Genomic DNA, 21,284 nt, shown 5'->3' with positions numbered 1-21,284 from the left:
CGCCAGCCGCTGATCAACCAATCACCGACAGAGCCTCCCAAGCCTGATGCAGATACTGTTGCCGCGCCGCTCTACGGCGCCGGTTCGGCATGTGCCTGATCGTCTCGCTTGAGGAAGGATGATATGGACAGGTTCTACAAAAGTGTTTTTGCGCTCTGCGGGTTGTCGCTGATCGTCGGGGGGGCCCAGGCAGACCACGGCGAAATCAGCTTTCAGGGGCGGGTTCTGGCGCCGACGTGCATCATCAATGGGGGGGACGGCAATCTTCCAGTGACCCTGCCGGATGTCAACGCCGCGAAACTCGTGCGTCCAGGCGATGTGGAAGGGGAAACCTCCTTCGTATTGCAACTGACGGGTTGTACCCATGTCGGCCAGGTTTCAACTTACTTCGAGCCAGGTGCGAGCGTCAGTGATCAAGGGCGTCTGATCGTCGATGCCGGCGGCAGTGAAAACGTCGAGCTGCAATTGCTCAACAGTGCCAAGAGCGTCATGAATCTCGCTGCAGCCAAAGGCTCGCAGAACTCTCAGCAAGTCACCCTCGTGGACGGTAACGCGACGCTGCGCTACTACGCCCAGTACTACTCGACAGGCCGCACTACCCCAGGCCTGGTCAGTTCCAGAATCCGCTACTCGCTGGATTATCTCTGAGTCCTATGGAGCAGCCCTGTCCGGGGCTGCTCCGCTCCCAATTTTCGAGTGGAACATCATGAAGCTATCACTCAGCGCCATGGGGTGGGGATCGTTGCTGGCCGCGTTTCTGTCGTGCACGCAGGCCAATGCCAGTGTGGTGATTGCCACCACGCGGGTCGTCTATCCCGCCGAGAGCTCCGAGGTCACTGTCAGGTTGAGCAACGAGGGACGGTATCCGTCGCTGGTGCAGGTCTGGGTCGACGAGGGAGGGCCGGAAGAGGCCGAGGATGAGTTACAGGGGCCATTCAACGTGACACCTGGGTTGTTGCGCCTGGACCCGGGCAAGCGCCAGAGCCTGAGGGTGTTTCACGATAGTCGTGCCATGCCAACGGATCGAGAGAGCCTGTACTGGCTGAATGTACTCGATGTCCCGCCGAAAGGTGGTGGCGATAACAGCCTGCAGATTTCCCTCAGGACTCGTATCAAACTGTTCTATCGGCCGCAGGGATTGGCCGCAAAGCCTGCCGATGCACATGCTCGGCTTACCTGGCGCCTGGTCAGGGAATCCCAGGGCTGGGTACTGCATGCGGACAATCCCACACCCTATCACGTCAATCTCGCCAAGCTCGAGGCTGTCCATCCGGGTTCGGCGTTGCCAGCATCGGTAGGCCATGTTGCTCCCCTCAGCAGCGCCCGTTTCGCGTTGAGCTCCGCGCCGTCTCGTCCCGATGCGGTTTCCCAGGTGCGCTATCAGTACCTGGATGACTACGGCGCCTCTCGAGAAGCTGTTGCAATCCTGCAGTTCCCTCAAGGCCGTTGAACCCATGAGTTGTCGCCGGTGGTGGGCCATTCTCGGTATGACGGGAGGGTATGTCGGGCTTGTACCTGGTGTGGAGTTCGATCCCGGCCTGTTGCGCCAGGGCAGCACGATCAATCTCGAGCGTTTCCAGGCCAGCGATTCGGTTCCCCAGGGCGACTTTGCCCTGGATATCATCCTCAACCAGCAGTGGATAGGGCGGCGTACCGTGTTTCTGCGCAATCGGGATGCATCCGGTCAGGCGGCGCCCTGTTATGACCGAATCCTGCTCGAAGAGTTGGGGCTTGATCTAGCGAGGCTGGCGGCTCAGCCGCGCAAGCAACTGACCATCCCCGACAGCTGCATGATGTTGCCTCAACTGCTGGTGGCCGCCAGCGAGGACCTGGATTTTGGGGCCTTGCAATTGCGCCTTGAAATTGACCGGTCTTTGCTGCGTCGCCAACCCCAGGACAATTTGCCATTCCATACCTGGGATGCAGGTGTCACAGCAGGGTTTGTCGACTACCGCCTGAATGTCCATGAGCAGCACGACCTGCAGGCAGGCAGTCGTAGCCAGCAGGGCTATCTCGGCCTGCGTGCCGGATTCAATACCGGGGATTGGTATTGGCGCCACGAAGGCAATGCGCAGATGAGCGACAAGCGCGCAGCCCGGTACCAGCCGGGTGCGACGTCGGTACGGCGCGATGTTCCCTTGTGGTCGGCCCAGCTTACTCTCGGCGATGGCTACGCTGCTGGGGATGTATTTGACAGCAGCGCCTTTCGCGGACTGCGATTATCCACTGACGAGCGCATGTTGCCCCGCGCACAGCGGGGGTTTGCGCCGGTAGTGAGGGGCGTGGCCAATACTACGGCGCTGTTGAGCATCCGCCAGCGAGGGATGCTGCTGCATGAGTCGACGGTGCCGCCGGGGCCATTCGAGATCGACGACCTTTATGCCAGTGGCCTCAACGACGATCTGGAGGTCACCCTGGAGGAGGCTGACGGCAGCGTACGACGCTTCACGTTGCCCTATCAGGCTGCGCCACTGGCCCTGCGAGAAGGGGCAAGCCGTTTCGACCTTAGTGCGGGGGTGTGGCGCGACGACCTTGGGCGTCCTGGCCCAGGTCATGTGCAAGGCAGTTGGCAGCAAGGGGTGGACAACACCTTCAGCGTACATGGAGGCGCCTGGCTGGCAGAGGACTATCTGGCCAGCGCCATGGGGGGGGCGATCAACAGCCGCTTTGGTGCTTTTGGATTGACCGCATACCACGCGCAGGCATCGCTAGGCCAGGGTCGCTCCGCGCAGGGGCAGGCGCTGCGCTTCAGTTGGCGCCAGCGGGTGGAGGCAACGGCCACCGACCTGAGCGCCAGCCTTACCCACCGCAATAACGCTGGCTACTACAGCTTTGACGAGTTCGCCCGCACCAGCCAGCAAACGCAGCGTACAAATCAGCGTTCGCCTCAGCACTGGCGGGCAGCGCTGACACTTCAGCAGCGCCTGCCCGGGAGCGGTCGTCTGAGCCTGAGGGCCAGCGCGGGTAAGCAGTGGGGATCTGGGGTGGGCAATCGTGAGTACAACGTGGGGTATTACAACAATCTGCGCTCGCTCTCCTACGGCATGACGCTTGGGCGCGAGTATCGAGGCAACGGACAGGCCGTGAGCGCTTTGACACTGACGGCCAGCTTGCCGTTGGGTCTGCAACGTCGTGGATCGCTGAGTTCCAGCATGAGCCGCGACTCCGAAGGCGGGGCCAGGACGAATGTGCGCTGGAGCGCGACTGCCGGCGAGGATGGACAATGGGGGTATGGCCTGTCCAGTGTGTACCAGGAGGGAAGGCAAGGCGGCGCAGGGCTCGACGCCAACCTGGTGCATCGCAGCCCGACGGGAGAGCTGAGCGGGGTCGTGGCCCAGCGCCAGGGATCCCGTCAGCTGGCACTCGGCGCGCGCGGCTCGGTGGTCGCCCATCCGGGAGGTGTACTGTTGGCGCAACCGTTGGGCGAAAGTTTCGCTATCGTCCATGCCCTCTTCGCTGAAGCGGCGCGTATTCAACAGCATCCGAGTGTGCGGCTGAATGCCCAGGGCTTTGCGGTGGTCCCCTCGTTGAGCCCCTACAGCGTGAATACCGTCGACCTGGACCCCAAGGGCATGTCACAGGATGTGGAGTTGCAGCTCAGCGGTCAGTCGGTGGTGCCCCGAGCCGGTGCGGTGACCTTGCTGCACTATCCCACGCGCAGCGGTCGCCTGCTGATGCTGGAGGCTCGCAACGAGCACGGGCATGCCTTGCCGTTCGGTGCCCAGGTATTCGATGTGCAAGGTGACGAGGTGGGCATGGTGGGACAGGGCAGCCGCCTGCATTTTCGCTCGCATGACGCGCGAGGACGGGTAAGGGTCTCCTGGGGTGAGCAAGCAGATGCGAGCTGCTGGCTGGATTACGCAGAGGGCGCAGCCTCGACCTGCACTTCAGGACCGGCAGACGAGGCATAGGAATGAAAAAATCTATCGGTCGCGCAGCTTATAGCCAAAACCAATCACCAACATGAGGTTTACCAATGAGCCATTGTCGAGGTCATTGGATAGGATTACTCCATCGAAAGTTACCCACCCCAAGTTAACTAACCCTCGAAGGAGCGTTTCTCATGCCCATCATCAACAGCCAGGTCAAACCGTTCAACGCCACTGCCTACCACAAAGGCGAGTTCGTTCAGGTAAGCGAAGCCGACCTGAAAGGCAAATGGTCCGTCGTGTTCTTCTACCCGGCTGACTTCACTTTCGTCTGCCCGACCGAACTGGGTGACCTCGCTGACAACTACGCCGAGTTCCAGAAACTGGGCGTCGAGATCTACGGCGTGTCCACCGACACCCACTTCACCCACAAAGCCTGGCACGACACTTCGGACACCATCGGCAAGATCCAGTACCCGCTGATCGGTGACCCGACCCACGTCATCTCGCGCAACTTCGACGTGCTGATCGAAGAAGCCGGTCTGGCTGATCGCGGCACCTTCGTGATCAACCCGGAAGGTCAGATCAAGATCGTCGAACTGAACGACGGTGGTGTAGGTCGTGACGCAGCCGAGCTGCTGCGCAAGGTCAAGGCTGCCCAGTACGTTGCCGCTCACCCAGGCGAAGTCTGCCCGGCCAAGTGGAAAGAAGGCGAAGCCACTCTGGCGCCATCGCTGGACCTGGTCGGCAAGATCTGAGTCCATGCACCAGTCGAGGGCGGTGAGCAGCCGCCACAGCTGAAGTACTCACTGCCCCGTCAAACGCCCGGGCGACCTCGCCTGGGCGTTTTTGTATCCGAGTTTTGAAAAAGGAATCGCCCCGTATGTTGGACGCCACGCTTAAATCGCAACTGAAAACCTACCTGGAGCGGGTCACCCAGCCGATCGAGATCGTTGCCTCCCTCGACGACGGCGCGAAGTCCCGTGAAATGCACGACCTGCTGGTTGAGATCGCCGGCCTGTCGAACCTCATTACCCTGCGCGAGGACGGCAGCGACGCCCGTCGCCCGTCATTCTCGCTCAACCGTCCCGGGGGCAATATCAGCCTGCGTTTCGCCGGCATCCCCATGGGCCATGAATTCACCTCGCTGGTACTGGCGTTGCTGCAGGTCGGCGGCCACCCTTCGAAGGCCAGCGCCGAAGTGATCGAGCAGATCCAGGCCCTGGAAGGCGAGTTCAGCTTCGAGACTTACTTCTCGCTGTCTTGCCAGAACTGCCCGGACGTGGTCCAGGCCCTGAACCTGATGGCGGTGCTCAACCCCAACATTCGGCACGTCGCCATCGATGGTGCGCTGTTCCAGGATGAAGTCGAATCGCGCAAGGTCATGGCGGTGCCGAGCATCTACCTGAACGGTGAAGTGTTCGGCCAGGGTCGCATGGGCCTGGAAGAGATTCTCGGAAAGATCGACACCAGTGCTGGCAGCCGCCAGGCCGAGAAGATCAACGCCAAGGACGCTTTCGACGTGCTGGTGGTCGGCGGTGGCCCGGCTGGCGCTGCGGCAGCCATCTACGCTGCGCGCAAAGGCATTCGTACCGGCGTTGCCGCCGAGCGCTTCGGCGGCCAGGTGCTCGACACCCTGGCGATCGAGAACTTCATCTCCGTGCAGGAGACCGAAGGGCCGAAGCTGGCCACTGCGCTGGAAGAGCACGTCAAGCAGTACGACGTCGACATCATGAATTTGCAGCGCGGTGAAGCGCTGATCCCGGCCGCCGATGGCGGTCTGCATGAAGTACGCCTGGCCAGCGGTGCGTCGCTCAAGGCCAAGACCGTGATCCTCGCCACCGGCGCCCGCTGGCGCGAAATGAATGTCCCCGGTGAGCAGGAATACCGCTCCCGTGGCGTGGCCTACTGCCCGCACTGCGACGGCCCGCTGTTCAAGGGCAAGCGCGTGGCGGTGATCGGCGGCGGCAACTCTGGCGTGGAAGCAGCCATCGACCTGGCCGGTATCGTCGCTCAGGTGACGTTGATCGAGTTCGACAGCCAGCTGCGTGCCGATGCGGTGCTGCAGCGCAAGCTGCACAGCCTGCCGAACGTCAAGGTGATCACCAGTGCCCTGACCAAGGAAGTGCTGGGTAACGGCGAGAAGGTCACCGGCCTGCGCTACGAAGACCGGACCAGCAACGAGATCCACGAACTGGCGCTCGAAGGTATCTTCGTGCAGATCGGCCTGCTGCCGAACACCGATTGGCTCAAGGGCACGGTCGAGTTGTCGCCGCGCGGCGAGATCATTGTCGACGCCAAAGGCCAGACCAGCATCCCGGGTGTGTTCGCGGCCGGTGATGTGACCACGGTGCCGTACAAGCAGATCGTCATCGCCGTGGGCGAGGGCGCCAAAGCTTCGCTGGCAGCCTTCGACCACCTGATCCGGACTTCGGCGCCGGCGTAAGTCAGCGCGGGCCTCATCGCGGGACAAGTCCACCCCACCGGTAAAGCGCAGTTCTCGAGAACTGCGCTTTACCGGTGGGGTGGGCTTTTCCGTGATATGGCCGACCAAACCAAGTATCACCCGAGGGTGTCTATGATTACTGCAGACGCTCCCAGGAGGTACAGTCATGACCCCGATCAGTCGAGAACCCTGGTGGTTGGTGCCACCCAAGCCCGGCCAGCAGGAGCAGGACCTGCACTGGGGCTATCTGGAAATCTATCCCGACGGCCGCACCGTGTTCGTCGACCAGCGCCCCAGCGACAGAGAGTTGGCCGAGCGCAAGAGCTGCCGTAACTTCCCCGAACCCGACCAGCCCTGACTCAGCCCTCGAGCTGAGCCAGCCGGGCTTCCAGTGCCGCGACGCGGGCTTCCAGCGCCTCGATCCGCTCGTCCGAAGCAGCACCTGAAGCACTGCGTGAACCACCTTCCTGCTGGCGCGCGGCAAGAATCGCTTCGATCTCGGCCGGATCGCCCAGGGCGTGGGTGTAGCGGTCTTCACGCTGGCCTGCCTGACGTGGCAGGTGCAACGCCAGCCCACGTGAAACCAGGCGTTCCAGCTGATGCTGGACCTGATCGACGTCTTCGAATTCGTGCAGGCGATTGCTGCGGGTCAGTAATTCATTGAGGGTCTGCGGCCCGCGCAGGAACATCAGGCCCATCAGTACCAACTGTGCCGGCACCAGTTCCAGCGCCTTGTCCACCCGATGCTCCCAGCGGTCGGCGCGGCTGCCCATCTGCAGGCGGGCCATGTCCTGGCCTTCGAGTGCACGCAGGGCCTGGCCGACCTGGCCGGGGGAGAGGTTCATCACCGGCTCGCGGCTGGTCTTCTGGTTGCAGGCCAGGACCAGCGCATTGAGTGTCAGTGGGTAGCTTTCCGGGCTGGTGGCCTGCTTTTCGATCAGCGCGCCGAGGATACGGACCTCGATACTGTTGAGGCGGCCTTCGCCTGCGGTTTCGTGTTCTGACATGGCCCTGTCTCGTTACTAGGAAAAGGCCATTAGCCTAGGCCTTGCGTCTGGCTTAAGCAATTGCGGCTCAGGCAGCACGCCGCTCCATGGCCTCGCACGCAGCCGCAGTGAACAGTACGTCGGTCGATGAATTGAGCGCGGTTTCCGCCGAGTCCTGCAACACACCGATGATGAAGCCGACGGCAACCACCTGCATCGCAATCTCGCTGGGAATGCCGAACAGGCTGCAAGCCAGAGGAATCAACAGGAGCGACCCGCCGGCCACGCCCGAGGCGCCGCAGGCACAGACCGCAGCCACCACGCTGAGCAGCACCGCGGTCGGCAGGTCGATGGTGATCCCCAGGGTATGCACCGCTGCCAGGGTCAGCACGGTAATGGTGATCGCCGCCCCGGCCATGTTGATGGTCGCACCCAGCGGGATCGACACCGAGTAGGTGTCTTCATGCAGGCCCAGGCGCTCCGACAATGCCAGGTTCACCGGAATGTTTGCCGCCGAGCTGCGAGTGAAGAACGCGGTGATACCGCTTTCGCGCAGGCACAGGAGGGTCAGCGGGTAAGGGTTGCGACGAATCTTCCAGAACACGATCAACGGGTTCATCACCAACGCCACGAACAGCATGCAGCCGATCAGCACCCCCAGCAGGTGCAGGTAGCCGAGCAGGGCATCCAGGCCCGCCTCGGCCAGGGTCGAGCTGACCAGGCCGAAGATCCCCAGCGGGGCGAAGCGAATCACCACGCGAACCAGCTGCGTGATGCCGTTGGACAGGTCGTCGACCACACCGCGCGTTGCCTTGCCGGCCTTGCGCAGCACTATGCCCAGGCCGATCGCCCAGGTCAGGATGCCGATGAAGTTGGCATTGACCAGTGCGCTCACCGGATTGTCTACCGCGCTCAGTAGCAGGCCCTGCAGCACTTCGGCAATGCCGCCGGGGGCGCTCAGCGTCGCTTCATGTGCGCTCAACACCAGAGTCGAAGGGAAGGCCATGCTCGCCACCACGGCGACCACCGCGGCACCGAAAGTGCCCAGCAGGTAGAGCCAGAGAATAGGGCGGATATGGGTCTGCTGGCCTTGTTGGTGGTTGGCGATGGAGGCAATGACCAGCACGAACACCAGGATCGGTGCCACGGCCTTGAGGGCCGAGACGAACACCTTGCCGAGGAATGCAAGATCCCGGGCCAGGCTCGGGGCGACCAGCGCCAGGGCGATACCGGCAGCCAGGCCAATGATGATCTGGGTCACCAGGCTGGTGCGGTTGAGAAGGCGAAAAACAGGGCTCATGTGCAGCGGGGTCTCGGGTTTGAACGAACCGCGGACTTTAGCACAGGCACTGTAGGACAGGGCTGACGGTATTGTTCCTCCGACGCACTGCAGCGATCGCGGTGCAATCTGCCAGAAAAAGCCAGCATGGCCTCACCAGTTGAACAGTTCCCTGCGTGCCCCCTCGGTAATCGCCACGATCCCCGGATGCTTGACCTTGCGCTCCACCGAAATCGCATAGAACGACTCATGCACCGCCTCGGTTTGCCCGATCAACTCCACGCCGTATTGCCGACACACCTCATCGGCGATCACGCTTGGTGCCACGAAGATGCCGCTGCCCGATTGCCCGAATGCCTGCATCAAGGCGCTGTCGTCGAATTCCCCGACGATACGCGGCTGCACCTGCTGCTCGGCCAGCCAGCGCAACAGGCGGCTGCGCACCACCGTTTCCTGGCCGGGGATCAGTAGCGGTGCGTCGTTGAGGCAGCCGGGGAAGGGCTGCTTCAACCGAGTGGCAAGTGCCGCAGTGGCAAAAAAGCTCAGGCCGCACTCGCCCAGTTTCTGGCTATAGCCCTTGATGTCCAGATGGCTGGGCATGGGGCTGTCGGAGATCACCAGGTCAAGGCGCTGGATCGCCAGGTCCGCGAGCAGGCGCTCCAGCTTGTCTTCACGGCAATTGATGCGCAGTACTTCGTCAAGCTCCATGGTCGGTGCCAGCAAGCGATAGACGATGGACTTGGGCACCACGTCGGCGACCCCGACGCGGAACAGGATCTGCTCCTGGAGGCCGGCCCGCAGCAGGGTCTCGAGTTCGCTGCCGATCTGGAACATCTGCTCGGCATAGGCGAGGGTCTGCCGGCCGGTTTCGGTCAGCTCCAGTTGGCGACCGACGCGCTGGAACAGCTCCAGGTTGTAGGTCTGTTCGAACAGGCTGATCTGGCCGCTGATGGTCTGCGGCGTGAGATTCAATTGCTCGCTGGCGCGGGTGATGCTGCCAGTGCGGGCTACTACCCAGAAATAGTGAAGCTGCCGGTAGTTGAGCATGGAGACGCTACTCGATTCGTAAAAATCGAAGTATAACCGCTAAAAATACGAATTTTCCTGAACTGTTGTCCTCTCTAGAATTCGACTCCATCAGGCGCGGTGCGCGCGCCAGCCGAATATCGATAAGCGAGGACCCTATGCTACAACTGAAATCCATCGGCACCCCGTTGGTACTGGCGCTGGCGCTGTTGGCCACGGCGGGGTGCGACCAGGCCGAGAAGTCGGCCCAGCAGGTGCTGAACCAGGCTGCCGAATCGGCCAAGCAGGCGATCGACAAGACCAACGAGGCGGCCCAGCAAGCGCTGAACGACACTCTTGGTGGCGAAGGGCAAAAGCCCGAGAGCAAGCAAGACAAGAACGACACCCAGGACATCTGAGCGAAGGAACACTAAATGGAATACTTGCTGGAACTTGCCGCGAGCCCCGCCGCCTGGGTCGCCCTGGCTACCTTGGTGGCGATGGAGATCGTGCTGGGTATCGATAACCTGATCTTCATTTCCATTCTCACCAACAAGCTGCCCGAGGCCTACCGCTCCAAGGCGCGACGCATCGGTATCAGCATGGCGCTGATCATGCGCCTGGCGTTGCTCTCTACGGTGGCCTGGATCGTCCAGTTGACGGAGCCGGTGATCGAGGTGTTCGACCACGCCTTCTCCTGGAAGGACATGATCCTGATCGCCGGTGGCCTGTTCCTGTTGTGGAAGGCGACCAAGGAGATTCACGAAAGCGTCGACCCGCATGGTGCGAAGGAAGAGTCCAAGGCCGGCTCCACCGTAACCCTGGGCTTTGCTGCGGCCATCGGCCAGATCCTGCTGCTGGACATCGTCTTCTCGGTAGACAGCATCATCACTGCCGTGGGCATGACCGAGCACCTGCCGATCATGATCATCGCCGTGGTCAGTGCCGTGATCGTGATGCTGGTGGCCGCCGACCCGCTGGCCAAGTTCATCAACGACAACCCTACCGTGGTGATGCTGGCACTGGGCTTCCTGATCATGATTGGCATGACGCTGATCGCCGAAGGTTTCGGCGCCCACGTACCGAAAGGCTATGTGTACGCAGCGATGGCCTTCTCCACGGTGATCGAGATTCTCAACATCATGGTTCGCCGGGCACGCCTGAAGCGCGAGGCGGCGCAAGGCTGACAGCAGGCTGAGGTAAAAGAGAAGGGGCTGCCAGGCAGCCCCTTGTTCTTTTGCGGATCAGGTCAATGTGCCCCGGCGTGCCGGCGGGTGCGATGCAGCGGCTGCGGCTTGGGCGTGGTGGCCGCTTGGGTGTGATGCGGTCGGGCATGGCGTCGTGCGATGCGCAGTACCCCCCAGAGCATGGCGGTGGCGACGCTCAACCACATCGCGACCAGCATGAATATTGCCATTGTCAGGCTCATGTGCGTGCCTCCTTCTCTCGGGACAGCTGTGGGCTGTTCCCTCCAGACACTTACTTAGTCTAGCTGCAGGCGTGTGACGTTCCATTGACCGAAGGTCTATTGCTTGGGTCGTTTCGTTACAAGCCCGAAGCGGGCTATACCCGCGCCGCGCAGGCGCCTATGATCGGAGCCCAGTGTCGGGCGCTGTCTGCCGGGCGTCGAAACAAGCGAGTGTCCATGTCGCAGCATTTCTTCACCTCCTTGAGCCCGCGCCGCCTGCTGGCGGCCTGCCTGGTGGCCGCCAGCCTTGCCGGTTGCGCCGGTTCTCCACCGGCAGCGCTCGACAAACTGCCGCAGCGGGTCGAGATCAGCAGCGTGCCGTTCTATCGTGGTAATGCCAACTTGAGCGGCTCCATGGCCCTGGCCGCCGTGCTTTCGCAGCAGGGCGCGCCGATCACGCCTGGCCTGCTGGACAAGTCACTGAACCTCCCGCAGGGCGCGGCGTCGTTGGAAACCGGTATTCCCCGAGTGGCCCGCGAGTACGGGATGGTGGTCTATCCGCTGGACAAGCGCCTGGATGCCTTGCTCACCCAGGTGGCGGCCGGTCATCCGGTGCTGTTGCGCTACCACGACGGCTCGGCGCTGTGGGGCGAGCCACGCTATGCGGTGCTGATTGGCTACGACCGTTACAAGCAGCGGGTGTTGCTGCGTTCAGGGATGGCCCGGCGGCATCTGCTGGATTTCGACACCTTCGAGAGTGCATGGGCCAAGGAGGGGAGCTGGGCTGTGCTGGTACAACCGCCGCAGCGCCTGCCGGCCCAGGTCGATCGCCAGCGCTGGCTGAAGGCCGCCGACGAGCTGGCGCGGGATGGGCAGGAGATTGCCGCGAAGCAGGCGCTGCGCAGCCTAGGGCAGTAGTTGCTGGCGGTACTGATTCCATTTCGCGTGTAACCCCGCTCCCACAGATGCACGTTTGTGGGAGCGGGTTTACCCGCGAAAAGAACAATACGGTGCTACATCAGAACCCCAGGCGATCCCGCAGGCTGTAGTACCACGCACCAATGGCGCTGAACGGTACGCGCAGCATCTGACCACCCGGGAACGGGTAGTGCGGCAGGCCGGCGAAGGCGTCGAAACGCTCGGCCTGGCCACGCAGGGCTTCGGCCAGTACCTTGCCCGCCAGGTGCGTGTAGGTCACGCCATGGCCCGAGCAACCCTGGGAGTAGTAGATGTTGTCGCCGATACGACCGACCTGCGGCAGGCGCGACAGGGTCAGCAGGAAGTTGCCGGTCCAGGCGTAGTCGATCTTCACGTCCTTGAGCTGAGGGAAGGCCTTGAGCATCTTCGGACGAATGATCGCCTCGATGTTCGCCGGATCGCGTGCACCGTAGACCACGCCGCCGCCGAAGATCAGGCGCTTGTCGCTGGTCAGGCGGTAGTAGTCGAGCAGGTAGTTGCAGTCTTCGACGCAGTAGTCCTGTGGCAGTAGAGTGCGGGCCAGTTCATCGCCCAGTGGCTCGGTGGTGATCACCTGGGTGCCGCAGGGCATGGACTTGGCGGCCAGTTCCGGCACCAGGTTGCCCAGGTAGGCGTTGCCCGCGACGATGATGAATTTGGCGCGCACTTTGCCTTGTGGGGTATGTACCACAGGGTTGGCGCCACGCTCGATGCGTACGGCAGGCGTCTGCTCATAGATGACGCCGCCCAGCGACTCGACCGCAGCGGCCTCGCCCAAGGCAAGGTTCAGCGGATGGATGTGGCCCCCACTCATGTCGAGCATGCCGCCTACATAGCTGTCGCAGGCAACCACTTCACGGATGCGCTTCTGGTCCATGAGCTCCAGCTGGGTGTGGCCGAAGCGTTCCCACAGGCGCTTTTGCGACTCCAGGTGGCCCATCTGCTTGCTGGTCAGGGCCGCGAATACGCCACCGTCTTTCAGGTCGCACTGGATGTTGTACTTGGCCACGCGCTCACGGATGATGCGTCCGCCTTCGAAGGCCATCTCGCCCAGCAGTTGTGCCTGCTTGGGGCCGACGGTGCGTTCGATGACGTCAATGTCGCGGCTGTAGCTGTTGACGATCTGCCCGCCATTGCGGCCCGATGCACCGAAGCCGACCTTGGCGGCTTCGACGACGGCCACCTTGAAGCCGTTCTCCAGCAGGAACAGCGCGCTCGACAGGCCGGTGTAGCCGGCACCGATGATGCATACATCGGTCTCCACCTCGCCCTGCAGCGCCGGACGTGGCGGCACCGGGTTGGCCGAGGCGGCGTAGTAGGACTGGGGGTAGGGGGTGTTAGCCATGCTCGGAAAACCTCGTGTTTTATATTTTTAACGAATGTACCGATGCTATCAATAATAATAAACACCCGCTAGTCGTATGGTGAAAATCCTTTACAGGAGCGTTACTGCCACCCATGGGCGCAAACATTTTTAGAATCAGTAGGTTAGCTCGAAAAAAACTGTTGACAGGGATTTTCTAGCGCGTAGAATGCGCCCTCATCGACAGGCACATAGCTCAGTTGGTTAGAGCACCACCTTGACATGGTGGGGGTCGTTGGTTCGAGTCCAATTGTGCCTACCAAATCGAAGAAAAGGGGCGATCCGCAAGGGTCGCCCTTTTTTGCGTCCGGGCATAGCTCCAGCCTGCAAAGTTTTTGATTTTTTTGAGAAAAAACGCTTTACAGGTGTGCATTCGATCACTAATATGCGCACCACACGACAGGCACATAGCTCAGTTGGTTAGAGCACCACCTTGACATGGTGGGGGTCGTTGGTTCGAGTCCAATTGTGCCTACCAAATCTGAAAAGGGCGTCCCGAAAGGGACGCCCTTTTTCATTTTCGCCCTTTGAGGTGGCAGCTCTCTCAGGGATGGCTAATCTCGCATTGAATGGTTCGAGAACATCGCCAGGGAGTAGGTAGCGGCATGTGTGAGGCTGCTTGGCGTCTTCCGCCGATCCCAATGAAGGGAGCCTCTCCATGCAGGGTGCCAACGCGTCGCTTCACACGTACACGCCTGAAGTCAGCGTCTCCGATAACCGGGGCCTGATCGTCCGCGATATCCGTTTTCACCGCCATCCGGATAGCCCTGACTCAACGGATTGTCGGGTAACCCACCTTCATTTCAATGCACGTGGCCACCCTGTGCAAAGCATAGACCCGCGTCTGGCCCAAAGCCGGCGTGAGGCACCAGGTGCGCCACCCAATCTGCTGTTGCAGCCTGCTCTGAGCGGCGCGGTGGTACGTTCTCAGAGTGTCGATGCCGGCACGCTGCTCGCGTTGGACGATTGCGCGGGACGGTCACTGATGCGTCGCAGCGGCGTGGGGGTTACCCGTCGCTGGAATTACCAGTCGGTAGCCTTTTCAGGGCGATTACATTCACTTGATGAACAGGCAGAGGGCGCCGAGCGTGCAGTGTGCGAGCGCTGGATCTGGGCGCTTGACGGTGCCGTCGAGCGTGCGCGCAATCTGCTGGGCGAATGTGTGCGCCACTATGATACGGGTGGCCTGCAGCAGGTGTGCAGCATCGCTTTGACGGGGACGCCACTGCTCGTTGCCCGGCAAATGCTGAGGGATGCCGAGCGGCCTGAATGGCTTGGCGAGAATGAGCAAGCTTGGCAGGCAAAGCTGGAGCCCATCATCCACGTCAGTGGTTGTAGCGCCGACGCCACCGGCGCGGCACTGACGCAAACCGATGCGCGGGGGCATCGGCAGCGCCATGCGTATGATGTGGTTGGCCGCTTGAGCAGCTGTTCGGTGCATGTGCAAGGCGAGGAGCAAGAGCGCCGTGTGCTTGAGGCATTGACCTGGACAGCCGTGGGGCAGAAGCAGCGGGAACTGCATGGCAATGGCGTACTGACCCACTATCTATATGAACCGCAGACGCAACGTGTGTCAGCCATCAAGACGGAACGCCCAGACGGCCATCCGGCAGGGGGCCGATTGCTGCAATACCTGCGCTACGTCTATGACCCCGTGGGCAACGTGGCCAGTGTAGACAACGCTGCGCAGGCTACTCGGTTCTGGCGTAACCAAAAAGTGTTGGCACAGAACACCTTCATCTACGACAGCCTTTACCAGCTGGTGCAGGCGTGTGGCCGGGAATTGGCGGCGCATGGGCAGCAGGGGGTGGGTGTTCCGTCGGCGTTAGTGCCGTTGCCGAGTGGCCCCGAGGCGTTTACCCATTATCAGCGCGACTACAAGTACGACAGGGGCGGCAACTTGACGCAAATCCGTCACAGCGCGCCGGGCAGTGGCAACAGCTACACCACGGACCTGTTGGTCTCCCCCCATGGCAATCGTGCTGTGCGCTGGCAAGAGGGCCTTGATCCGGGTGATGTCGAGCGGATGTTCGACGGCGCTGGTCACGCGCTGTGGTTACAGGCTGGCCAGCCTTTGCACTGGAATCCGCGTGGCGAACTGGGGCGCGTGGTGCAGGTCGCCCGCAGCACGATTGATGATAGTGAGCATTACCGCTACGACGGGGCTGGCAGGCGCCTGTTGAAAGTCACTTCCCGGCAAATCGGTGACGGTATCCAGGAGCGCCGGGTCTTGTACTTGCCTGGGCTCGAGCTGCGCGACCAGGCTTTCGACGGCGCCGCGCAGAAGGCGCTTGAAGTGGTTGCCGTGGGCAGTGCCGGGCGAGGTCAGGCGCGCTTGCTGCATTGGCCCGATGGGTTGACCGGTGACACGCTGCGCTACAGCTTCGACGACCTGTTGGGCAGCAGTCAGCTGGAGCTGGATGAGCAGGGCGAGGTCATCAGCCAGGAAGAGTATTACCCCTATGGCGGTACTGCGGTGTGGACCGCACGTAGCGAGGTGGAGGCGGATTACAAGACCTTGCGCTACTCCGGAAAGGAGTGTGACGCCACCGGGTTGTACTATTACGGGTTACGGTACTACCAGCCTTGGCTCGGGCGCTGGTTGAGCGCTGACCCTGCTGGTGTCGTGGATGGGCTGAACCTGTATCGCATGGTTCGCAACAACCCCGTCACGCTCAAGGATCAACAGGGATTAGAACCCGTTTACCCGGTGCTATCGGCATTTCTGGCGGATGTCATGACCGATGTGAACCACGATGCCTGGGGCTTCGTCCCGTGGGGTGAGCAACTTGATTCAGCTCCGCCGTGGGCTATCGCCATCTGGGGAGATAACGCCTATGTGTCGACGATGAACAGGCATATGTCCATTCGGCCGCAGGGTGAGCGGGGATTCCCTGATTTCGTAGGTGTTTATGACGGGGGGCGCATTACGACGGAAACGGGGCATTACCGAACGCCGCCAGGTTATGCAGCAGGCATTGAGAACAACAGACCGCGAATAACCTCGCATGGAAGCACTGCGTCACTGGAGTGGCGAATGACAATGTTCAGTGATCCTCATGCGTATATGGCCAAGGTCAATGAATTCTGGAAAATCAATGATCGGGCAGAAAGGGGGCGGGCGGTATTGGCTTTCCTCAAATCGCATTGGGCGCAAGGTCTTGAAGAACTCGCTTCTTCATTCAATGAAAACAGGCCGGCCCTGCTGCTGGAAATGTTCCAGGCCAATGGGCAGTTGCGGGATGTCGAGCAGACGGGCTTTCAGTGGGTGGACCAGTTGTACGCAGAGGCCAATCAAATAATCTATGAAATCGGTGATCGCAAGGTCCTCGCGAAGCGGCAGCAAGCCAAGGCGCTGGCCGAGTTTAAATACAATGCAGTCATGGATATCTACAAAGGGAGAGAAGGCGATCTGCACATGGCGCGTCGATCCGAAGTCGAGGCGCAACTCCCGCCAGTGCCGCACTTGACTGCACCTGCACGTGGCCTTCCGCGAAGGCCGGTGACGACCGTTGCTCAGCCTGGGCGAAAGCCGAATTTTCTTTCCAGAATAAGGAATGCCTTCAAGCATTGATGGTTAGCCAGCTCGGGCCAGGTGCCGCTGCTGCGCCAATCTGACCCTCGGTCTGTGCTGTGCCTCGTGCTAGAATGCGCCCCTTCGAATCTGGAGGTACACGCGTGCGCAAACTGGCAGTGGTATTGGCAGTGCTGGCCCTGGCTGGCTGTGAGAACGAGGTCGAGGGCGTGCACAACCAGGTGGCCGAACACCTGCACAATCCCAAGACGGCCAAGTTCGCCAACGTGCGGATCGACACTCAGGGTTCGATCTGCGGCCAGGTCCGCGGCAAGGATGACGCCGGCCAGTACGAAGCCTATCGCAGCTATGTGGCGATCAAGCACGATGGCCAGTACGAGATCCTGGTCGACGATAGCGGCAACAATCTGCGCATCCGTGAGATCTGCGGCGGTGCCGAGCTGCAGCGCCGTGCCGATGCCCTGGCTGGCGAACCGGCGCCGGAAGGCTGGGATGTCGAAGTCGTGCAGGGGCCCAATATGGGGGCACTCACCGACATGACCGCGCGCCTGATCGAAAAAGGCATCCCTTCCTGGGTCGAATACCGCGACGGCAAGCCTGTCGTGCTGATGGGGCCTTTCCCCACCAAGGACGAGGCCGATGCGCGCAAGGCCGACGTCATGGCACGCCTGGGCACGGATTCGATCGTCATTCAGCACGGCGTCAAGCGCTGATCTTCCCGCGCCGGGCAGGGGCGTTGCATAGCCTCGGTCATAGCCCCCTGTACTGCGGCCTCTACTGCCAAGGAGGCCGATCACGCCCGCCTTACCATTCGATAGGCCCCGATACAGCGACAACGAACCGGCACTGATCTTGTACAAGCGCCATGGCTTTGAAGTCGAAGGACATTTACTGGACTATGCTTTGCGTGACAGCATCCTTGTCGATGCTGTTGCAATGGCGCATGTGCGACGACGTACGGGGTGAAAGGAGGGGTCATGTCTAGCCTGGAACGAGCAATCGTGGTGGCGACCAGAGCCCACGAAGGGCAGATCGACAAAGGCGGCGCCGCATACATCCTGCATCCGCTGCGGGTGATGGAGCGGGTCTCGACGCCCGAGCAGCGGATCGTCGCGGTGCTTCACGATGTGCTGGAGGATACGCCGCTGACCCTGTCCGACCTGGCCCGCGAGGGCTTCACTGTGAAAATCCTGGCGGCGCTGCTGGCGTTGAGTCGGCGTGAGGGTGAGCGCTACGAGGATTTCGTCGTGCGGCTGGGCAGTGATCCGCTGGCGCGCGAAGTAAAGCTGGCCGACCTCGCCGACAACAGTGATCTCTCGCGAATCGTATGTCCGGGGCCCGCCGATATCGCCCGGCTGAGCCGTTATCGAGAGGCCAGCGCCTATCTGCAGGCGCTGGCGTGATAGCGCACGCCCTTGGCGGGGGCATCTGGTCACGATACGGGGCCGACTCTACAGGGAGTCAGCTGCTTCAGCCTCCGGGTCATTGAGCGTGGTCATGCACGCATCCATCAGTACATGCAGCGCGCAGATGCGCTCCAGCCCCAGCGCGTCCTGCAATGAGTCTTGGGCCGCCTGCCACGCCTGACTGCCTTCCTCGCGTTTTTCTATCCCGGCCTCGGTGATCTGCACCGCACGGCTGCGCGCATCGCCGCCCGCCGAAATGGTCAGCCAGCCCTGAGCTACCAGCGGTTGCATGTTGCGCGTCAGGGTCGAAGGTTCCATCTGCATGGCCTTGGCCAACTCACCTGGACGCAACGGGCCGAGCCGCAGCACATGGGAAAGCAGGGCGTACTGGGTGTTCTTCAGGCCTATGGCAGCCAAGTGCTGGTCGTAGTGGCGGGTGACCATGCGCGTCAATTGGCGCAGTTTGAGGTTTGTGCAGCCGGAGGGCTTGATTGATGTGTTCATGTGAAATATTGTACCTGCAACATTTGTATATGCAAATGTTCTGTTGGCCGGGGGCGATCAACCCTGGCGCCTGTTGGAACGGTATTCATCGGCTCAGGAGCATCCATGCGCTACACACCCTTTGGCAAGACCGGATTACAACTGTCCCAGCTGGCATTGGGTACAGGCAACTTTGGCACCGCCTGGGGTCATGGCGCCGACCCCGATGCATGCAAGGCGATGTTTGACACCTATCTTGAGGCTGGCGGCAATCTCATCGATACGGCGGACATCTATCAGTTCGGTGAGTCTGAAACGCATCTGGGGCGCTTGCTGGCAGGGCGCCGCGATGAGGTGGTGCTGTCGACCAAGTTCACCCAGGGCGCCTCGCCCACTGCGGGCGTGCTGGCCACCGGCAATAGCCGCAAAGCCATGGTCACGTCTTTGGAGGCCAGTCTCAAGCGTTTGAACACGGACCGTGTCGATCTGTACTGGGCTCACTTCCCCGATCATGTGACCCCGACCGAAGAGCTGCTGCGTGGTCTGGAAGACCTCTCGCGATCAGGCAAGGTGCTGTATGTCGGCCTGTCCAATTTCCCTGCCTGGCGTGTGGCCCATGCAGCCACCTATGCCCAGCTTGCTCGCGCCGTGCCTATTGCTGCTGCACAGTTCGAACACAGCCTGGTGCGTCGCGAATGCGAGCTGGACCTGCTGCCGACCTGTCGAGCATTGGGGTTGGGCATGATGACTTTCTCGCCCTTGGGCGGCGGCATGCTCACCGGCAAGTACCGCCAGGGCGAGGCCGGGCGAGCCCAGGGCCTGGGTGGCAAGGTGTTCCAGGCAGAGAATTCGCCGCAGCGCAGCGCGATCCTCGATGCGCTGCTAGGTGTGGCGCAGGAGCATGGCGTACCGGCAGATCAGGTGGCGATCGCCTGGGCCGCCAGTCACGACACATTGCCGCTGATAGGGCCGCGCTCGCTGGCGCAGTTGCAATCGAACCTGGCGGCGCTTGAGGTGAAGCTCAGCAGCGAGCAGTTGCAGCGCCTGGATGACGTCAGCCAGCTCGTGTCGCTGCCCGTCGAGCGGACTGCTCGCATTCCGGTGGCATGACTGATCTTGCTTCCGGGGCGCCGTAAAGGCGCTCCCGGTTCATGAGGCTCAGCGGCAGTTGCCGGCCTTGCGGTAACCGGCCGCCCGGGCTTGCGACTCGGACTCGAAGCTCACCTGGTTCTTGGCCGACACCTGATTGTAGCCAGGGCAGCCGCTGGGCAGATGGTAGACGTGGCTGTTCTGGTTGCCGATGATCGTGCCCGTCATGCTGGCCTTGGCCAGGGTGGGCTGAGGTGTGGCCTTGGCTGGTTTGGCGGCAACGCCACTGACCACACCGTCGCCGACGGGCTTGTAGCCGACTGTCCAGCGCCGCTCGCCGCTCACGAACGGGTTGGCGTGCCCCATGATGCCGGCGATGCGACGGTCGCGCTCGCGCTCCCAGGGGGTGACCGGATACTGCTTGTCCCAGGCCATCAGTAGTTGTTGCTGCTGGCGAGACATGTTCAGGCCATAGCGATCGAACATATAGAAGGTGGTGCGGGCGACCAGGCCCTTGACTTCATCGCGCGGCTCGGCAGCGCGCTGGTTGAAATCGACGCGGGTCTTGCACTGGCCGTACTGCTGCCCCACACCCGACGCCATGCCATAGTTGAAGTTGCTGCGATCGCCATTCACCTCGCCCACAGCCGGGTACAGGTTGAACAGGTCGGCTTCCATGGCACGGAATACCGGGTCGTCGTCGGCGCAGTGTTCGCGGCCACCGTTCTTCCAGCATTGACGTTGATGACCCAGGGTCCAAGCCGGCACGATGTGTTCCCACTCGGTGCGGTCGGCGCGGGTCTGTTGCTTTCGGGCTTGCAGGCCGCAGGAGGCGGGGTCGATGCGCCCGCCGGACTTGCCCACCCAGGTCCATTTGCAGCCGCAGTAGAGCTCACCCATGGCGCTGCTGGCCTGGTCGAGATAGATCTTCTGTTTGGCCACGACCTTGGCTTCGGCAAAGGTGGCGGGAGGGTTGGCGAGCGCTGGAGTGGCGACGGACAGGAGCAGGGCAACGGCAGACAGCAGTTTTTTCATGGGCGAGCGCAAATCATCTTTCGGTGGAAGAGGCGGGGCGGGGAGGAAGGATCAGTCTTCTTTGGGGACGGTCCAGAAGATCTGGATGCCGCCATCGTCACGGTGGGCGAGGGTGACGTTGTCGTTCTCGGCGATTTCTTCGAGCAGGGTTTCCCAGTCGTCGGGTGACTCGTGCTCCAGGCGGAAGATCAGTGCTGCGCGGCTGCGCTGGGCGGTGGGGCTGTTGATGATCTTCTGGATGCGTACGCCCAGTTGTTCATAACTGCTGGGCGCTGCGGCGGTGCTGGCCATGGAACTTTCCTTATTTTGCTGTATGTGCGTACAGTATTTCACTGTCAGTTTTTTCGCAACAGCATGTCAGGCAAAAAGCATCCAAAGGCTAATGCGGTTGTAGCAGGAGCGGCACAGGGCCGCTCCAACTCA

At 61.7% G+C, this 21,284-nt stretch carries 21 protein-coding genes and 2 tRNA genes; 15 read left to right on the top strand and 8 right to left on the bottom strand.

Annotated features, from left to right (window positions below; genetic code table 11):
- The first annotated feature begins 123 nt into the window (after positions 1–123).
- The 6 genes from ACMGGG_RS13975 (at position 124) to ACMGGG_RS13950 (ending at position 6,673) form a co-directional block, all read left to right on the top strand.
- A complete protein-coding gene (locus ACMGGG_RS13975) occupies positions 124–648 on the top strand; it encodes a fimbrial protein (protein ID WP_054892080.1) in 525 nt (174 codons plus the stop codon).
- Positions 649–706: 58 nt separating this feature from the next.
- Entirely contained in the window at positions 707–1,450 is a 744-nt protein-coding gene (locus ACMGGG_RS13970; RefSeq protein ID WP_414155699.1) for a molecular chaperone, read from the top strand.
- A 70-nt stretch (positions 1,451–1,520) separates the two neighbouring features.
- Positions 1,521–3,911 carry a fimbria/pilus outer membrane usher protein gene (locus ACMGGG_RS13965; protein ID WP_414155698.1) on the top strand — a complete coding sequence of 797 codons (2,391 nt, stop codon included), beginning with the start codon at positions 1,521–1,523 and terminating at the stop codon, positions 3,909–3,911.
- A gap of 152 nt (positions 3,912–4,063) precedes the next feature.
- Positions 4,064–4,627: an alkyl hydroperoxide reductase subunit C gene (ahpC, locus tag ACMGGG_RS13960; protein WP_004375926.1), complete on the top strand. Its 564-nt coding sequence runs from the start codon at positions 4,064–4,066 to the stop codon at positions 4,625–4,627.
- A gap of 125 nt (positions 4,628–4,752) precedes the next feature.
- Positions 4,753–6,315, top strand: coding sequence for an alkyl hydroperoxide reductase subunit F (gene ahpF / locus ACMGGG_RS13955; RefSeq protein ID WP_054892077.1), 1,563 nt, complete (start codon positions 4,753–4,755; stop codon positions 6,313–6,315).
- A 166-nt stretch (positions 6,316–6,481) separates the two neighbouring features.
- Positions 6,482–6,673, top strand: coding sequence for a hypothetical protein (locus ACMGGG_RS13950; protein WP_054892076.1), 192 nt, complete (start codon positions 6,482–6,484; stop codon positions 6,671–6,673).
- Between the two features lies 1 nt (position 6,674).
- On the opposite strand, the gene ACMGGG_RS13945 is transcribed toward ACMGGG_RS13950, so the two are convergent.
- The 3 genes from ACMGGG_RS13945 to nhaR form a co-directional block, all read right to left on the bottom strand.
- The gene (locus ACMGGG_RS13945; protein ID WP_372822517.1) at positions 6,675–7,322 is read right to left on the bottom strand and encodes a YceH family protein; all 648 of its coding nucleotides are present in this window, start codon (positions 7,320–7,322) and stop codon (positions 6,675–6,677) included.
- 67 nt (positions 7,323–7,389) lie between these two features.
- Positions 7,390–8,601, bottom strand: coding sequence for a serine/threonine transporter SstT (gene sstT / locus ACMGGG_RS13940; protein WP_151926217.1), 1,212 nt, complete (start codon positions 8,599–8,601; stop codon positions 7,390–7,392).
- A gap of 132 nt (positions 8,602–8,733) precedes the next feature.
- Entirely contained in the window at positions 8,734–9,627 is an 894-nt protein-coding gene (gene nhaR, locus ACMGGG_RS13935) for a transcriptional activator NhaR (protein ID WP_414160003.1), read from the bottom strand.
- A 137-nt stretch (positions 9,628–9,764) separates the two neighbouring features.
- On the opposite strand from nhaR, the gene ACMGGG_RS13930 reads away from it, so the two are divergent.
- Positions 9,765–10,004, top strand: a complete 240-nt coding sequence (locus tag ACMGGG_RS13930) for a hypothetical protein (protein WP_063545324.1) — start codon at positions 9,765–9,767, stop codon at positions 10,002–10,004.
- A 15-nt stretch (positions 10,005–10,019) separates the two neighbouring features.
- Complete coding sequence (locus tag ACMGGG_RS13925) at positions 10,020–10,772, top strand: TerC family protein (RefSeq protein WP_054892071.1); 753 nt, start codon at positions 10,020–10,022, stop codon at positions 10,770–10,772.
- Between the two features lie 62 nt (positions 10,773–10,834).
- On the opposite strand, the gene ACMGGG_RS13920 is transcribed toward ACMGGG_RS13925, so the two are convergent.
- Entirely contained in the window at positions 10,835–11,014 is a 180-nt protein-coding gene (locus ACMGGG_RS13920) for a hypothetical protein (RefSeq protein ID WP_054892070.1), read from the bottom strand.
- Between the two features lie 159 nt (positions 11,015–11,173).
- Here ACMGGG_RS13920 and ACMGGG_RS13915 point away from each other — a divergent pair, with 159 nt between their 5' ends.
- On the top strand, positions 11,174–11,911 hold the full coding sequence (locus tag ACMGGG_RS13915) for a peptidase C39 family protein (RefSeq protein ID WP_112898578.1): 738 nt from the start codon (positions 11,174–11,176) through the stop codon (positions 11,909–11,911).
- 100 nt (positions 11,912–12,011) lie between these two features.
- Here the strand turns inward: ACMGGG_RS13915 and ACMGGG_RS13910 are convergent, their stop codons facing one another.
- Positions 12,012–13,295, bottom strand: coding sequence for an NAD(P)/FAD-dependent oxidoreductase (locus tag ACMGGG_RS13910; RefSeq protein WP_054892068.1), 1,284 nt, complete (start codon positions 13,293–13,295; stop codon positions 12,012–12,014).
- Positions 13,296–13,498: 203 nt separating this feature from the next.
- Between ACMGGG_RS13910 and ACMGGG_RS13905 the strand changes: the two genes are divergently transcribed.
- The 5 genes from ACMGGG_RS13905 to ACMGGG_RS13885 all read left to right on the top strand — a co-directional run bounded on the left by ACMGGG_RS13905 (position 13,499) and on the right by ACMGGG_RS13885 (position 18,251).
- A tRNA-Val gene (locus ACMGGG_RS13905) sits at positions 13,499–13,575 on the top strand.
- Between the two features lie 139 nt (positions 13,576–13,714).
- Positions 13,715–13,791 (top strand) — tRNA-Val (locus ACMGGG_RS13900).
- A 180-nt stretch (positions 13,792–13,971) separates the two neighbouring features.
- Positions 13,972–16,887, top strand: coding sequence for an RHS repeat domain-containing protein (locus ACMGGG_RS13895; RefSeq protein WP_414155850.1), 2,916 nt, complete (start codon positions 13,972–13,974; stop codon positions 16,885–16,887).
- A gap of 104 nt (positions 16,888–16,991) precedes the next feature.
- Positions 16,992–17,561 carry an SPOR domain-containing protein gene (locus ACMGGG_RS13890; protein ID WP_063545319.1) on the top strand — a complete coding sequence of 190 codons (570 nt, stop codon included), beginning with the start codon at positions 16,992–16,994 and terminating at the stop codon, positions 17,559–17,561.
- Between the two features lie 264 nt (positions 17,562–17,825).
- Complete coding sequence (locus ACMGGG_RS13885; protein ID WP_054892066.1) at positions 17,826–18,251, top strand: GTP pyrophosphokinase; 426 nt, start codon at positions 17,826–17,828, stop codon at positions 18,249–18,251.
- A 48-nt stretch (positions 18,252–18,299) separates the two neighbouring features.
- Here the strand turns inward: ACMGGG_RS13885 and ACMGGG_RS13880 are convergent, their stop codons facing one another.
- Positions 18,300–18,758 (bottom strand): MarR family winged helix-turn-helix transcriptional regulator, encoded by a 459-nt coding sequence (locus tag ACMGGG_RS13880; protein WP_414155696.1) that lies wholly within the window; start codon positions 18,756–18,758, stop codon positions 18,300–18,302.
- A gap of 105 nt (positions 18,759–18,863) precedes the next feature.
- Here ACMGGG_RS13880 and ACMGGG_RS13875 point away from each other — a divergent pair, with 105 nt between their 5' ends.
- Complete coding sequence (locus ACMGGG_RS13875) at positions 18,864–19,847, top strand: aldo/keto reductase (protein ID WP_414155695.1); 984 nt, start codon at positions 18,864–18,866, stop codon at positions 19,845–19,847.
- 48 nt (positions 19,848–19,895) lie between these two features.
- Here ACMGGG_RS13875 and ACMGGG_RS13870 read toward each other — a convergent pair whose 3' ends face one another.
- Both ACMGGG_RS13870 and ACMGGG_RS13865 read right to left on the bottom strand, forming a co-directional pair.
- Positions 19,896–20,861, bottom strand: coding sequence for an endonuclease (locus ACMGGG_RS13870; protein WP_200603901.1), 966 nt, complete (start codon positions 20,859–20,861; stop codon positions 19,896–19,898).
- 51 nt (positions 20,862–20,912) lie between these two features.
- Complete coding sequence (locus tag ACMGGG_RS13865) at positions 20,913–21,152, bottom strand: DUF1654 domain-containing protein (RefSeq protein ID WP_054892062.1); 240 nt, start codon at positions 21,150–21,152, stop codon at positions 20,913–20,915.
- Positions 21,153–21,284 lie beyond the last annotated feature (132 nt).

Source organism: Pseudomonas sp. BNK-44-b (assembly GCF_047456245.1).
GTDB classification, from domain to species: Bacteria; Pseudomonadota; Gammaproteobacteria; order Pseudomonadales; family Pseudomonadaceae; genus Aquipseudomonas; species Aquipseudomonas machongensis.
This window is presented reverse-complemented; position numbering and strand designations above follow the sequence as displayed.

Bases quoted from the DNA above. Each gene is read 5' to 3' on its own strand.
- ACMGGG_RS13975 (WP_054892080.1), top strand. From the start codon at position 124: ATGGACAGGTTCTACAAAAGTGTTTTTGCGCTCTGCGGGTTGTCGCTG.
- ACMGGG_RS13970 (WP_414155699.1), top strand. From the start codon at position 707: ATGAAGCTATCACTCAGCGCCATGGGGTGGGGATCGTTGCTGGCCGCG.
- ahpC (WP_004375926.1), top strand. From the start codon at position 4,064: ATGCCCATCATCAACAGCCAGGTCAAACCGTTCAACGCCACTGCCTAC.
- ahpF (WP_054892077.1), top strand. From the start codon at position 4,753: ATGTTGGACGCCACGCTTAAATCGCAACTGAAAACCTACCTGGAGCGG.
- ACMGGG_RS13950 (WP_054892076.1), top strand. From the start codon at position 6,482: ATGACCCCGATCAGTCGAGAACCCTGGTGGTTGGTGCCACCCAAGCCC.
- ACMGGG_RS13945 (WP_372822517.1), bottom strand. From the start codon at position 7,322: ATGTCAGAACACGAAACCGCAGGCGAAGGCCGCCTCAACAGTATCGAG.
- sstT (WP_151926217.1), bottom strand. From the start codon at position 8,601: ATGAGCCCTGTTTTTCGCCTTCTCAACCGCACCAGCCTGGTGACCCAG.
- nhaR (WP_414160003.1), bottom strand. From the start codon at position 9,627: ATGCTCAACTACCGGCAGCTTCACTATTTCTGGGTAGTAGCCCGCACT.
- ACMGGG_RS13930 (WP_063545324.1), top strand. From the start codon at position 9,765: ATGCTACAACTGAAATCCATCGGCACCCCGTTGGTACTGGCGCTGGCG.
- ACMGGG_RS13925 (WP_054892071.1), top strand. From the start codon at position 10,020: ATGGAATACTTGCTGGAACTTGCCGCGAGCCCCGCCGCCTGGGTCGCC.
- ACMGGG_RS13920 (WP_054892070.1), bottom strand. From the start codon at position 11,014: ATGAGCCTGACAATGGCAATATTCATGCTGGTCGCGATGTGGTTGAGC.
- ACMGGG_RS13915 (WP_112898578.1), top strand. From the start codon at position 11,174: ATGATCGGAGCCCAGTGTCGGGCGCTGTCTGCCGGGCGTCGAAACAAG.
- ACMGGG_RS13910 (WP_054892068.1), bottom strand. From the start codon at position 13,295: ATGGCTAACACCCCCTACCCCCAGTCCTACTACGCCGCCTCGGCCAAC.
- ACMGGG_RS13895 (WP_414155850.1), top strand. From the start codon at position 13,972: ATGCAGGGTGCCAACGCGTCGCTTCACACGTACACGCCTGAAGTCAGC.
- ACMGGG_RS13885 (WP_054892066.1), top strand. From the start codon at position 17,826: ATGTCTAGCCTGGAACGAGCAATCGTGGTGGCGACCAGAGCCCACGAA.
- ACMGGG_RS13880 (WP_414155696.1), bottom strand. From the start codon at position 18,758: ATGAACACATCAATCAAGCCCTCCGGCTGCACAAACCTCAAACTGCGC.
- ACMGGG_RS13875 (WP_414155695.1), top strand. From the start codon at position 18,864: ATGCGCTACACACCCTTTGGCAAGACCGGATTACAACTGTCCCAGCTG.
- ACMGGG_RS13870 (WP_200603901.1), bottom strand. From the start codon at position 20,861: ATGAAAAAACTGCTGTCTGCCGTTGCCCTGCTCCTGTCCGTCGCCACT.
- ACMGGG_RS13865 (WP_054892062.1), bottom strand. From the start codon at position 21,152: ATGGCCAGCACCGCCGCAGCGCCCAGCAGTTATGAACAACTGGGCGTA.